Here is a 13,287-nt window from a genome sequence, read left to right on the forward strand (position 1 = left end):
TAAAGTTGGTCATACCAAGAGACCAAGATTCGCCAAGTACGAGGAGAGAGCATGCTGCGTCGCGGACACACACTCAGTGCCAGCACTGCCGCCTACCTGGAGAAAGTGGTGGTCGACGACCTCTCCCCCGGCGACAAGCTGCCGCCCGAGCGCGTACTCGCCGAGAACCTCGAGGTCTCCCGCACCACGATCCGCGAAGCACTCAGCGACCTCGAGCAACGCAGACTCGTCACCCGCACACCCGGACGCGGCACCGTCGTCGCACCCCGCTCGGCCAACGCCACAGCACTGTTGGAGACGATGAGCGCCGACGCCGAAGAAGATCACGTCGCCGAACTACGCATGCTGATCGAACCGCAGGTCGCCGGCCTCGCAGCCGACCGGGCAACGGCATCGGATCTCGTTGCGCTCGAATCCATCCTGGCGTCGACCCACACCGGCCTCAATCCCACCGAATCGCTGGCCCAGGATGTCGCCTTCCACATGCAGCTCGCGCGTGCCGCACGCAACCCACTGCTGGTGTCGCTGTGCCAACTCAGTGCGGGGTGGGTCCAGACGGTTCGCGCGCGCTCACACGCCACCCGCGAAGGTCGACGCAACTCCTACAACGGCCACCGGGACATCCTCGAGGCCGTACGCGCCAACGACCATGACCAAGCGGTCGCCGCCATGACCGCACACCTCGAAGAAGTCGTCCGACTCGTCGAACGGAGCAATCAGTGACAATCCAGAACTTCGGGACCGCTCAGCCTTCCGGAACCACCCGCACCGCAAGTGACAACGTCATCCTCCCAGCGGGTTCCGGCCCGATCATCGGCGATGACTACCTGGCCTGCCGGCACGACGACGTCTTCTGGGGCGATCTGCCCTGCGCGACCGACACCGCCATCATGTCGATCGACCCGGGAACCAGCGTCACCATCGACACCCTCAGCCACGAAGGCATTCTCGCCGACCAGGGGCGCGATCCCCGTGGCTTCTTCGGCGGGCACGGCGTCGATCCCGACATGGTGCTCGACGAGGCAGTCGCCCTGTGCGCCTCCGACCGCACGCATGTCCAGGGCGTCGACGGACCGCATGTCGTGACCGGACCCATCGAGGTGCGTGGTGCGCAGCCCGGCGACCTTCTCGCGATGACCGTCGTGGAGACCAGGCGTCGGGTCCCCTACGGCGTCGTGTCGAATCGTCACGGTCGCGGTTCGCTGCCGGGCGAGTACCCGATCGGCGGTGCGACGTACAGCGCATTCGTCTCGGTGGAAGGCGAGGGCGACGAGGCCCGCGGAGTTCTGCCCCTATCGTCCTCGAACCCGCAACTGGCCGCACGCTTTCCGCTTGCCCCGTTCCTGGGCATCATGGGCGTTGCCACTGCAGGCGCCGTGCGGCGCAACTCGATTCAGCCCGGCCCGCACGGCGGCAACCTCGACCTCACGCTCCTGACCGAGGGCGCGACCCTCTATCTGCCGGTGCAGGTTCCCGGTGCGCTCGCGTATGTCGGTGACCCCCACTTCGCGCAGGGCGACGGCGAGGTCGCCCTGACGGCGCTGGAAGCGTCGCTACGGGCAACCATCCGATTCGACGTCATCCCCGCCTCCGACGTCGCCGCACGCTTTGGCGGCCTCGTGGCCCCGGTCGCCGAGACCCGGGAGTTCTTGATCCCGACCGGCCTCGACCCCGACCTCGATGTGGCCGTGCAGAATTGCGTCCGGTCCGCGATCTCGCTGCTGGGAGTGCGATACGGCATGGAACCCCCACAGGCTCTCGCCTATCTCAGTGCCGCAACGGATTTCAACATCTCGCAGGTCGTCGACCTCGTGAAGGGCGTGCACGCGCGGATTCGACGATCGGATTTCGCGCAGTGACCGCACCCGACGACCTCGGCGCCGTCGTACGTCGTTTCTGGGCGGCGGCGGTAGGAGACGACCGCACAGCACTGCACCGGTTTCTGTGCGCCGACGTCACCTGCGTCGCAGGACCGGGGGTGCTCCACGGCGTCGCCGACACACTGCGTTCGGGCGCGCTCACACACGCCATCGGCAGCTTGCGTGATGTTCAGATCCGCACTCGTGCAACCGATCTCGGAGACGCTCTCGTCGTCTACGACGTACCCGACGGAGGCCGGGCCGTGCAGTCGCAGCTGTGGCGACGCGACGACACGACCTGGCGGCTCGCCACGGTCCACGCGAGCACGCCGCGTCGCGGATTCGATTCGACGGTGTGGCGAGTCGTCGGCGATCCCCTCGTCGCGTCGAGCGCACCGGGACCGCTGACCGGGACGACAGTCGCCGTCAAAGACGTTTTCGCGGTGGCCGGTTTCGCCACCGGCGGCGGGGTACCCGCCTACGAACAATCGGCCCCGATCGCCACTGAGCACGCCACAGCCGTTGCGCGGCTGCTGAACTCGGGTGCACACATTCGCGGCATCGCCCGCACCGACCAGTTCGCCTACTCGATGGCGGGCGACAACCCGCACCACGGCACACCCCCCAACGCCGCGGTCCCGGCAGCGCTTCCCGGTGGCTCGTCGAGCGGCCCCGCAAGCGCCGTCGCACACGGCGACGCCGACCTCGGGCTCGCGACCGACACCGCCGGGTCGATCCGCACCCCCGCGTCGTATCAGGGTCTGTGGGGCCTGCGTTCGACGCACGGGTCCGTCTCCACGCGCGGGTTGTTACCGCTGGCACCGGATTTCGACGCCATCGGACTCCTGAGTCACGACCCCGACATCCTGGCACTGGCGACCACGACACTGCTCGACGACCCGTCGACGACCGCCATCGGTTCCGGTGTGGCAACACTCGACGACATCCACGTCGACGACGTCGAACTCGCCCGTCTTGCCGAGGCATTCCGCGTACACCAGGCGTTCCAGGCATGGTCTGTCCACGGCGACTGGATCACCGCGCATCCCGGTGCACTCGAGGGATCGGCAGCTGCGCGGTTCGCCGCAGCGGCAGCCATCGACGCCGACGACGACGCCCGAGCACGTGACGACCTGGCTGCCCTCGCGGCGCAGATCGACAAGCGACTCGGCGATGACCTCCTCGACATTCCCGCGGCCGCAACGGCCGCACCTCGCCGGTGGGCATCCGACGCAGAGGTCGAGAAGACCCGAACGGCCACACTGCAACTGACGGCGATCGCGGCCGCGACAGGTCGACCCGCGGTGACGTTCCCGCACCGCGAGACGTCGGATGGCCCGATCGGACGCAGCCTCGTCGGCCCGCGCGGCAGCGACACCGCACTCATCGCCCGGGCGATCGACTTCGCGACCGCGCGTCCGGTTGCCACCCCAGAACCAGGAGGATTCCCGCGTTGCTGACCCGCATCTACGCGATTCCCACCGAACGTATGCACCTGGCACTGATGCTGGCTCTGACGTTCACCACCGGCATCAACGACGCCGTCGGCTACCTCGGTCTCGACAAGGTCTTCACCGGCAACATGACCGGCAACGTCGTGATCCTCGGCATGGCGCTCGCGGGCGGTTCGGGTCTGCCGATCCTCGGACCCGCAATGGCACTCGCGGGCTTCATGGTGGGTGCCGCGATCGGCGGTCGCACACTACGGCGCGCCGACCGGCGCTGGACGCTGGGCTCCACGATCCTGTTCGCAGTGGTCTCGGCAACGATGGTCGCCCTGGCCATCACCCTGTTCATCTCGGGCGACGACCCGGAACATGCGGTGATGATCACGGTGACGACGATCGCGGCCACCGCGATGGGCATTCAGGCCGCCGCGGCCCGCGCTGTGGCCGTCAAAGACGTGACGACCGTCGTCGTGACCTCGACCATCACAGGCCTCGCCGCCGACTCCTTCTTCGGGTCGGGCCGCGGCGGCGGAACAGGTCGACGCACCGCCGCGGTCGTCTCGTTGATCGCGGGCGCGGCACTCGGTGTGGTGTTGATGCGCATCCACATGGGCACCGCGCTACTCGTCGCGGGTGTGGTGATCGCGGCGGTCGCCGTCGTCGGCGCCGTTCACGATTCGCGCACCGGTCGCAGGTACCGATCCGCGACGCACTCCGGGACCATCGCGGACTGATCCGCGAATATATTCGGTGTGACGCGGAATATATTTGCGCGTTAATTGTCGGGTAACAAATCGTTCTTAGTTTCGACTCAGGCACTTCGGAGACCACTCCGATGTCACCAAGGCCCGAGGAGAATCATGAGCGCTTCACCCGACGCGCAAATCGCCACCGAGCACCATAGTGCGGCGGGCGAGAGCATCATCAAGGTCGGCTACGACCAGCAATTGACGAACGAGGATCTCGCTCCGCTGAAAGAGCAGAGCTGGACCTGGTACAACATCTTCGCGTTCTGGATGTCGGACGTGCACAGCGTCGGCGGCTACGTGTTCGCCGGAAGCCTTTTCGCACTGGGCATCTCGTCGTGGCAGGTCCTCGTGGCACTGTTGGTGGGCATCGTCGCCGTCAACCTGTTGTGCAACCTGGTGGCAAAGCCCTCCCAGCAGGCCGGTGTGCCCTACCCGGTCACCACGCGAATCTGCTTCGGCGTCAAGGGCGCCAACATCCCGGCGATCATCCGCGGCTCCATTGCCGTTGTCTGGTACGGAATTCAGACATACCTGGCATCGACGGCATTCGGTTTGCTGGCATTGAAGTTCTGGCCGGCACTCGAGCCGTATGGCGAGAACGGTTCTCACTCCTTCCTCGGCCTGTCACTGCTCGGCTGGGCCGGTTTCGTCGTGATGTGGGTGCTGCAGGCGCTCGTCTTCTGGAACGGCATGGACACCATCCGCAAATTCATCGACTTCTGCGGACCCGCCGTCTACGTCGTCATGATCGCGCTTGCGGCATACCTGATCGCCAAGGCCGGGTGGAGCAATGTGCACTTCGACCTGTCGGAGGGCTCCGGCATCAGCGGAACGTGGCCGACCATCACCATGATGATCAGCGCCTTCGCCCTCGTGGTCTCCTACTTCTCGGGTCCGATGCTCAACTTCGGTGATTTCTCGCGCTACGGCAAGACCTTCGGCGAGGTCAAGAAGGGCAACTTCTGGGGCCTCCCGGTCAACTTCCTCTTCTTCTCGATCCTCGTCGTGTGCACCGTCTCGGCCGGCGTCACCGTCATCGGCCGCGATGCTGACGGCAAGATCGTCACCGACCCCGTACACATCGTCGACAAGATCGACAACACCACCGCTGCTGTCCTCGGCGTGCTGACGTTCGCGATCGCCACGATCGGCATCAACATCGTCGCCAACTTCGTCTCCCCAGCATTCGACTTCTCGAATGTCGCGCCCACCAAGATCTCCTGGCGCATGGGCGGCATGATCGCAGCGATCGGGTCGGTCATCATCACGCCGTGGAATCTGTTCAACAACCCGAGCGCAATTCACTACACAATGGACACCCTCGGAGCCGTGATCGGACCGCTGTTCGGCATCCTCATCGCTGACTTCTACCTCGTGAAGAAGCAGAAGATCGTCGTCGACGACCTGTTCACCATGAGCCCGGAGGGCGCCTACCACTATCGCGGCGGCTGGAACCCGGTTGCGGTCATCGCCGTGGTGCTCGCGTCGATCATCCCGATCTGCTTCGTCATCTGGGGCACGTCCTACGAGGCCAGCTTCACCTGGTTCATGGGCGCCGCAGCAGGCCTCATCTTCTACTACGCCGGAATGAAGTTGGCCACACCGTACTTCCTCCACGGCATGCACGTCCCCGCGGCAACCATCACCACCGACATGGAGGTCGCCGCCGACGGCACCATGCTTCCCGGTTCGCCGACGGCAAGCCCTGCCGCCGACGCCAAGGCTGACGCACAGGGCGCAACGGATTCGACATCGAGTCCCGAGGCCGAGCCCGCATCCTGACACCCGCCTCGTGGCGGCACCGCGTCCGACGCAACTGCGTGGATCGCGATGTCGCCACGAGGCCGTGGTCGACACCACACGACGCAAACACGCGAACACGCGAACACGCGAGAAGACTGCTACACGAGAAGGCAAGGGAGACAACCACACCGATGAAGTTGTGCGTCATCAACCCCAACACCACCGCGGCGATGACCGCGGTGATCGCCGCGGCAGCACGGTCGGTGGCACGCCCCGACGCCGAGATCGTCGCGATCACCTCCGAGGCCGGACCCGCGTCGATCGAGAGCCACGTCGACGAGGCGCTGTCCGTTCCGGGACTACTCCGCGCGATCAGCGCCAACCCCGACGCCGACGGATATCTGGTCGCGTGTTTCGGCGACCCGGGCCTCGACGCCGCTCGTGAACTCGCGGTGGCACCCGTCCTCGGGATCGCCGAGGCCGCAATGCATCTCGCCGCTCCGCTCGGCCGAGGGTTCTCGGTGGTCACCACATTGCACCGGACGATCGGACGAGCCGCAGATCTGGTGTCGCACTACGGATTCAGCACGCAGTGCCGCGGCATCCACGCATGCGAGATCGCTGTGCTCGACCTCGAGACCAACCCCGACACCACCGAGATCCTCGCGAAGGCGTGTCGTGAAGCGCTCGCGACGGACGGTTCCGACGCGATCGTGCTCGGGTGCGCGGGCATGGCCGACCTCGCAGCCGAACTCTCCGCAGACCTCGGAGTCCCCGTCATCGACGGCGTCGCGGCCGGTGTCGGGATGCTCTCGGCGATGGCAGCGATGGGCCTGCACACGGGTACCGCGTCGGGTGAGTTCGCCTCGCCACCGGCCAAGGAGTACCGCGGGCTACCGCCCGAGCTCGATCCACGATGACCCCGCAGGTTAGGGTTGATCCCCATGACCGCCCCCGCCGACCGCGCGGCGTCCGACCACGACGCTGAAGTCACCGAACTGGCCTTCGCGGCCGCTCGTGGCGACCGTCGTGCGCTCGAGCAGTTCGTGCGGGAGACGCAGCGCGACGTCTGGCGATTCGTCGCACATCTCGCCGACACCCGCGTCGCCGACGACCTGACGCAGGAGACCTACCTCAGGGCGATCCGTTCACTGCCCCGCTTCGCAGGCAATTCGACGGCCCGCACCTGGTTGCTCGCCATCGCGCGACGCGTCTGCGCCGACGACGTACGACGTGCGATGTCGCGACCGCGCATCGCGGGAGGCGTCGACTGGATCGACGCCGCCGACACCCGGCAGCCACGCTCAACCGGCTGGGAAGACGTCGTCGACGTCAATCTCCTGCTCGACGATCTACCTCCGGAACGACGTGAGGCCCTGGTATTGACGCAGGTCCTCGGGCTGTCGTATCAGGAGGCGGCCGAGGTGACGGGCTGCCCGGTCGGCACGGTGCGCTCGCGTGTCGCCCGCGCCCGCGAAGCGCTGATCGGAGCGGCCAACGCTCCCCGTCGGGGTGAACGCACCAGCTGACCTGCCTGCGACGCAGGTGGGGACCTAAGCCTTATGACTTTTCTCAGGCAGGCTTGCGTACCCTTGAGACGGCGATGGACCGGTATCCCGCCGTGTCGGCACATTCGTGTCGACGACGATGTGGTCGGTCCTCACCCCAGATGACGAGCGAAAGAGATGTGAGGGACCTGTGGCCGACAAGCGTCGCAAGCCGATCGTTGACCCGCGAGCGGCGGAGAAGCGCCGTTCCCTGCTGATAAAGATCGGTGCAGCCGTCGTGCTGGTCGCCCTGGCGGTCGGAATCGGCGTCTGGGTGCTGGTCTCCCACGAGTCGGCCACCGGATCGTCGAGCAACGTCACCGTCGCCACCGACAACGCCTATCGGATCACCACGGCACCCAAGGGCACCACCCCGCCCGTCACGGTGACGGTCGTCGAGGACTTCCAGTGCCCCGCCTGCCGCGCGTTCGAAACCCAGTTCGCCGGTGCCATGGATCAGATCCGCAACAACCCGAAGGTTGCCGTCGACTACATGCCGATCGCGTTCCTCGACCGCATGTCGACCACCAATTACTCCTCCCGCTCGGCCAATGCCTCGGCGTGCGTCGCGCAGTCGACCGCCGGCGACGGCAACTTCGACACCTGGCTCAAGTTCCACAACGCGCTCTACGCGCAGCAGCCCGAGGAGGGCGGCCCCGGCCTCACCAACGATGAGCTCAACTCGATCGCCAAGCAGGTGGGGGCGACGAACCTCAAGCAGTGCATCGGCGATGGACAGTTCAGCGGCTTCGTGAAGGACACCACCCAGAAGGCGCTCAACTCCGGTGTCAATGCGACCCCGACGATCAAGATCAACGGACAGCCGGTTCAGCTCAGCACGCCCGACGCATTGATCGCAGCGGTCAACGAGGCAGCGAACAAGTAGCAGCCGACCGACACCATCGCACCCGATACGCGAGGCAACAACCATGAGCACGACACACGCCGACGACAACGCGCACGCTCCCGTCGATACCGAGAATGAATCAACCGCGGCCGTCGACGACCCTGACGTCGCCGAGACCGCTGAGCAGTCGGGTTCACGAGGTCTCACAGGCCTCGTGCACGTGAGCCGGCCCACTGCGCTGGTGTTCCTGATCCTCGGGGTGATCGGTTTCGTCGCGGCGTCGACGCTCGCGATCGAAAAGATCCATCTTCTCCAGAACCCCGACTACGTGCCGAGTTGCTCGATCAACCCGGTCATCTCCTGCGGCTCGGTCATGAAGAGTTGGCAGGCGGGGCTGTTCGGGTTCCCCAACCCGTTGATCGGCATCGCGGCGTTCGCGGTGGTCATCGTCACAGGTGTGCTGGCGGTGGCCGGGATCTCCCTCCCCCGCTGGTACTGGCTCGGCATGGCAGTCGGCAGCTTCGCGGGCTTCGTCTTCGTCAACTTTCTCGCCTACTCAGCGCTGTACAAGATCCACGCGCTGTGCCCATACTGCCTGGTCGTCTGGGTCGTCGTGCCCATCATCCTGGTGCTGAGCATCAACCGCCTGATCGGAGACAGCAAGCTTGGCCGCGAGATTCGCGGCTGGCTGTGGGTGCTGCTGCCCGTCTGGTACGCGATCGTCATCGTCGCCATCCTCGTCGAGTTCTGGGACTACTGGCAGACGCTGATCTGACGCGGTAGGCGCCGTCGGGAAAATCCCCGGGAACTGTCCGGCACCCCCGCGCGACATACTTGTAGGAGTACGTGCGCGGCCAATGCCTGCGGATCGTCGTAGATCTCTTGTCGAGGTTCGATCTGCTCGTGATCGGGGCATTCCCGAACGCTGCGGCGCGCGCATACGGACGACGAGATCGAGGACGATGTGACCACGCTGGAATCCCGCACGAGCGCGACCGGAGAACCCGAGTCGACCCAAACCGGGACCGCCGACGCCGGAAGCGCCGACGCCGCGAACACACTGCAACGAATCCAGCTCGACGTGACCGGCATGACCTGCGGCGCGTGCGCGGCGCGGGTCGAACGCAAGCTGAACAAGGTCGACGGCGTCAAGGCGTCGGTCAACTACGCGACGCGCGTCGCGACCATCGACGCCGTTGCCGATGTGAACGCAGGCGCGCTCTGCGAGGTCGTCGACGCGAGCGGTTACGGCGCGAGCGTCCGCAGCGACACTCCCACCCCCATTCCCGACACGGACGGCGACGAGGCAAAGCGACTGTTCCGTCGACTCGCCGTCGCACTGATCCTCTTCATCCCCCTCGCGGATCTGTCGATCGTGTTCGCCGTCGTGCCGTCGACGAGGTTCACGGGGTGGCAGTGGCTGCTGCTCGCGCTGGCGCTGCCCATCCTGACGTGGTGCGCGTGGCCGTTCTACCGCGTCGCCGCGAAGAATTTCCGTACCGGCAACGCGACCATGGAAACGCTTGTCACGCTTGGTGTTCTTGCGGCGGCGGGCTGGTCGCTCTATTCTATGTTCTTCGCCACGGACACCGCTTCGACGAGTTCGCAGGGCGTGTGGGCCGCCATCTGGAGCGCGGACTCCATCTATCTCGAGGTGGCAACCGGCGTCACCGTCCTCGTCCTGGCCGGCCGGTATTTCGAGGCGCGCGCACGCTCTCGGGCGGGCGGCGCACTGCGGGCATTGGCCGCGCTCGGAGCCAAGGACGTCTCAGTCCTGCTGCGCGACGGCACCGAGATGCGCATCCCGGCGGGTGAACTGTCGGAGGGTCAGCGTTTCGTCGTCCGTCCGGGTGAGACCATCGGCACCGACGGCCTGGTCATCGAGGGATCTGCCGCCGTCGACATGAGCGCGATGACGGGCGAATCGAAGCCGGTCGACGTCGAGCCCGGTGAGCCCGTCATCGGCGGTACCACCGCACTCAACGGACGTCTGATCGTCGAGGCCGCAGCCGTCGGACCCGATACCGCGTTTGCAGGCATGATGCGTCTGGTCGAAGAGGCTCAAACCGGCAAGGCCAATGCCCAGCGCCTCGCCGACCGCGTCGCCGGCGTCTTCGTGCCGGTCGTCGTCGCGATCGCCGTGGTGACGGTCGGTGCGTGGCTACTCGCAGGCGGTCCCGTCGAGCGTGCCGTTGCCGCGGGACTGGCAGTGCTGGTCATCGCATGTCCGTGCGCGCTGGGTCTCGCCACACCGATCGCCGTCATGGTCGCGACCGGCCGCGGTGCCCAGTTGGGCATCTTCCTCAAGGGCTATCAGGCTCTCGATACCTCCCGCTACATCGACACCGTCGTCTTCGACAAGACCGGAACCGTCACCGAGGGCGCGCTGTCGGTGACGCAGGTGTACAGCGACGACGACGCACAACTCTCCGACGAGCGCCTGCTCGTGCTCGCGGGTGCCGTCGAATCCGCGTCCGAGCATGCCGTTGGTTCGGCGATCGTCGCAGCGGTCGACGAGGCGGACCGCCTCGAGGTCACCGACTTCCGCGCCGAACCCGGACGCGGCGTCGTCGGAACTGTCGACGGGCATCGGGTCACCGTCGGGTCACCTCGCTGGGTGTCGCAGTCGGTCGACGACGCGGGTGGCGTGATTCCGGCGGCAACTGCTCGTCGTCGACGAGACGCAGAAGCCAAGGGCGAGACCGTGATCTACGTCGCTGTCGACGGCCGACTGAGCGGACTGATCGCGGTCGCCGACACCGTCAAGTCCAGTGCCGCACCCGCCATCGCCGCCCTACAGGCCGCAGGCATGCGCACCGTTCTACTGACCGGCGACAACTCCGGCGCCGCACACGCGGTCGCCGTGGAGGTCGGTATCACCGACGTCATCGCCGAAGTGCTTCCCGACGCCAAGGTCGATGCGATCCGCGAGCTGCAGGAGGCCGGACACTCGGTGGCCATGGTCGGCGACGGCATCAACGACGGTCCCGCACTGGCCACCGCAGATCTCGGCGTTGCGATCGGTCGCGGTACCGACGTCGCGATCGGCGCCGCCGATGTCGTCCTGGTTCGCGACGACCTGCGTGCCGCCCCCGCCGCGCTGAGCCTCGCGCGTGGCACCCAGCGCACGATCCGGACCAACCTGATCTGGGCGTTCGGCTACAACGTCGCGGCCATCCCGATCGCCGCGGCCGGCGTGCTCAACCCGCTGATCGCGGGCGCCGCGATGGCCCTGTCGTCGTTGTTCGTCGTCTCCAACAGCCTGCGGCTGCAGCACTTCGGCGCACGCAAGTAGCGCCGGTCTACGGGTGGCGAGCGCTATCCCGCTTTGCGCTTCGCGCGCAGCGCGGCAAGGTCGGTGACGTCCGACGCGGCGTCGACCTCACAAGCATCGTCGTCGATACTTGTTGTGGCACTGGGTATTTGACGCGCCGCCTGGCCACGACGTCGTGATCTGACCCGCGCGGCCACAGCGAGCGCGATGGCCACGACGGCAAACACGATCTGCATCACGGGGTACCAGAGCGGCGCGGAGCCGGTGAGATAACCGACACTCAAGACGACTGCGGCGACAGCACATGCGACGGACGCGGCGTGCAGAGCCACCACCGCGCGACCCACACCGTCGTTGCGACGACCCGTGATGCCGTCGGGTTCGGAGGTCTGCGATGCCTCGAGGATCGTGGTGCTGAGGTCGGGCGCCAGGTCGGCCGCTGCGAAGTTCATGCCCTGCGCGGTGCTGTACCAGCGCTGGCATGCGGGGCACTGTGCGACGTGCTCGTCCACGCGCGCAGCGGGCACCGACTCGCGCTCGCCGTCGATACGCGCCGACAGCGACTCCCGTGCCACCTCACATCGCATGGTGCTATTGTCCTCGCGCGGTCAAGCCGTCGAAACTCTCTGCCCGACAGACCAGATGGAGCCTGCTCATCGACGCGACTTCGACAGCTCTTCGAGCATCGCGTTGTAGGAGTCGAGCTCGGTGTCCTCGTAGGTGTCGGCGTGGCGATCACCACGGTTGGCCTCACGCCGATCGACCTTGGCCCACTGGGCGACGATGGCCACGACGACCAGCACGACGGGCACCTCGCTTGCGCCCCAGGCGATCGCACCACCGAGCCACTGGTCGTGGAGGCGGTCGGTCACCCACGGCAACATCAGTTCGCTGTAGAACTTGTCGCCGACCACCGTCGACATCGTCATCAACGCGATGCCGAAGAACGCGTGAAACGGCATGACGGCGAACAACAATCCGATGCGGGCGAGGAACGGGATTCGACGCGGCCCCGGGTCGATGCCGATGATGACCCAGTAGAAGAGGTAGCCGACGATGATGAAGTGCACGGTCAGCAGCACGTGGCCCCAGTGATACCGGGTGAGCGTGCCGAAGATGCCGGTGAAGTAGACGACGTAGAGCGACAGCACGAACACCACCAGCGCCACGATCGGATTCGACAGCACCGCCGTCACCTTCGAATGCAGTACGCGCAGCAGCCATTCACGCGGGCCGGGAGGCCCGTCGCCGTGAGCCGCGGGAAGCGCACGCAATGCAAGGGTCGCGGGCGCACCGAGCACCAGGAGCACCGGCGCGAACATGTTGAGCGCCATGTGTTCTGCCATGTGCACGCTGAACATCGCCGAGCCGTAGGCGCGTACGCCCGACCCCGTGACCACGACGACGACAAGGCAGCCGAGCACCCACGAGATGGTGCGGCCGACGGGCCACTCATCGCCACGACACCGCAGACGGCGCACACCGAACAGGTACAGGATGGCTGCGACCACGGCCGCGACACCGATCAACAGGTCGGGGCGCCAGAAGGTCGCCAACGTCCATGTCGTCGGCGGGCCGGGCAGTTCGTACCCGAGGAAGACGTCCCATCCGGTGAACTTGTGCGCCAGCAGTCCGGGGGCGACGCGGGTGTCCATGACGGTCCAGCACGCGACCGCCGCCAGCATGAGCACCGCACCCGCGGTCACCATCCGACGCCCCGCGTCATCCGCACCAGCGTCAGCTGTATCGGTGCCGTCTGCAGCAGCTTCGTCTGTATCGGCGTCGTCTGTATCGGCGTTGTCTGTATCGGCGTCGTCTGT

The 13,287-nt window shown here is 66.5% G+C and carries 12 protein-coding genes; 10 read left to right on the top strand and 2 right to left on the bottom strand.

Translation table 11 applies throughout. The features are described from left to right. Positions 1-51: 51 nt before the first annotated feature. The 10 genes from B3T59_RS21435 to B3T59_RS21480 all read left to right on the top strand — a co-directional run bounded on the left by B3T59_RS21435 (position 52) and on the right by B3T59_RS21480 (position 11,488). Positions 52-723 carry a FadR/GntR family transcriptional regulator gene (locus B3T59_RS21435; protein ID WP_005203914.1) on the top strand — a complete coding sequence of 224 codons (672 nt, stop codon included), beginning with the start codon at positions 52-54 and terminating at the stop codon, positions 721-723. Continuing rightward, on the top strand, positions 720-1,859 hold the full coding sequence (locus tag B3T59_RS21440; RefSeq protein ID WP_005203913.1) for an acetamidase/formamidase family protein: 1,140 nt from the start codon (positions 720-722) through the stop codon (positions 1,857-1,859). The genes B3T59_RS21435 and B3T59_RS21440 overlap by 4 nt, the downstream gene beginning before the upstream one ends. Further along, complete coding sequence (locus B3T59_RS21445; RefSeq protein ID WP_287005077.1) at positions 1,856-3,319, top strand: amidase family protein; 1,464 nt, start codon at positions 1,856-1,858, stop codon at positions 3,317-3,319. Before B3T59_RS21440 ends, B3T59_RS21445 begins: the two co-directional genes overlap by 4 nt. After that, positions 3,313-4,041, top strand: a complete 729-nt coding sequence (locus B3T59_RS21450) for a DUF1275 family protein (protein WP_005203911.1) — start codon at positions 3,313-3,315, stop codon at positions 4,039-4,041. Before B3T59_RS21445 ends, B3T59_RS21450 begins: the two co-directional genes overlap by 7 nt. 126 nt (positions 4,042-4,167) lie before the next feature. Next, positions 4,168-5,838 (top strand): NCS1 family nucleobase:cation symporter-1, encoded by a 1,671-nt coding sequence (locus B3T59_RS21455; RefSeq protein WP_287005078.1) that lies wholly within the window; start codon positions 4,168-4,170, stop codon positions 5,836-5,838. Positions 5,839-5,990: 152 nt separating this feature from the next. Continuing rightward, positions 5,991-6,719, top strand: coding sequence for an aspartate/glutamate racemase family protein (locus tag B3T59_RS21460; protein WP_064862845.1), 729 nt, complete (start codon positions 5,991-5,993; stop codon positions 6,717-6,719). Between the two features lie 24 nt (positions 6,720-6,743). Next, positions 6,744-7,328 carry an RNA polymerase sigma factor SigC gene (sigC, locus tag B3T59_RS21465; RefSeq protein WP_287005079.1) on the top strand — a complete coding sequence of 195 codons (585 nt, stop codon included), beginning with the start codon at positions 6,744-6,746 and terminating at the stop codon, positions 7,326-7,328. A gap of 169 nt (positions 7,329-7,497) precedes the next feature. Next, positions 7,498-8,232 (top strand): DsbA family protein, encoded by a 735-nt coding sequence (locus B3T59_RS21470; protein WP_005203903.1) that lies wholly within the window; start codon positions 7,498-7,500, stop codon positions 8,230-8,232. A gap of 43 nt (positions 8,233-8,275) precedes the next feature. Further along, positions 8,276-8,968, top strand: coding sequence for a vitamin K epoxide reductase family protein (locus tag B3T59_RS21475; RefSeq protein ID WP_287005080.1), 693 nt, complete (start codon positions 8,276-8,278; stop codon positions 8,966-8,968). Positions 8,969-9,157: 189 nt separating this feature from the next. Next, positions 9,158-11,488 carry a heavy metal translocating P-type ATPase gene (locus B3T59_RS21480; RefSeq protein WP_287005081.1) on the top strand — a complete coding sequence of 777 codons (2,331 nt, stop codon included), beginning with the start codon at positions 9,158-9,160 and terminating at the stop codon, positions 11,486-11,488. A 23-nt stretch (positions 11,489-11,511) separates the two neighbouring features. On the opposite strand, the gene B3T59_RS21485 is transcribed toward B3T59_RS21480, so the two are convergent. Next, positions 11,512-12,054 (bottom strand): zf-HC2 domain-containing protein, encoded by a 543-nt coding sequence (locus B3T59_RS21485; RefSeq protein ID WP_287005082.1) that lies wholly within the window; start codon positions 12,052-12,054, stop codon positions 11,512-11,514. Positions 12,055-12,120: 66 nt separating this feature from the next. After that, on the bottom strand, positions 12,121-13,287 hold a 1,167-nt coding region (locus tag B3T59_RS21490; RefSeq protein WP_287005083.1), incomplete at its 5' end, for a cytochrome c oxidase assembly protein.

It is taken from the genome of Gordonia sp. UBA7860, assembly GCF_002500165.1.
Lineage (GTDB): Bacteria > Actinomycetota > Actinomycetes > Mycobacteriales > Mycobacteriaceae > Gordonia > Gordonia sputi.

Excerpts from the sequence above, each read along its gene's own strand:
- B3T59_RS21435 (WP_005203914.1), top strand. The coding sequence starts at position 52 with ATGCTGCGTCGCGGACACACACTCAGTGCCAGCACTGCCGCCTACCTG.
- B3T59_RS21455 (WP_287005078.1), top strand. The coding sequence starts at position 4,168 with ATGAGCGCTTCACCCGACGCGCAAATCGCCACCGAGCACCATAGTGCG.
- B3T59_RS21460 (WP_064862845.1), top strand. The coding sequence starts at position 5,991 with ATGAAGTTGTGCGTCATCAACCCCAACACCACCGCGGCGATGACCGCG.
- sigC (WP_287005079.1), top strand. The coding sequence starts at position 6,744 with ATGACCGCCCCCGCCGACCGCGCGGCGTCCGACCACGACGCTGAAGTC.
- B3T59_RS21475 (WP_287005080.1), top strand. The coding sequence starts at position 8,276 with ATGAGCACGACACACGCCGACGACAACGCGCACGCTCCCGTCGATACC.
- B3T59_RS21485 (WP_287005082.1), bottom strand. The coding sequence starts at position 12,054 with ATGCGATGTGAGGTGGCACGGGAGTCGCTGTCGGCGCGTATCGACGGC.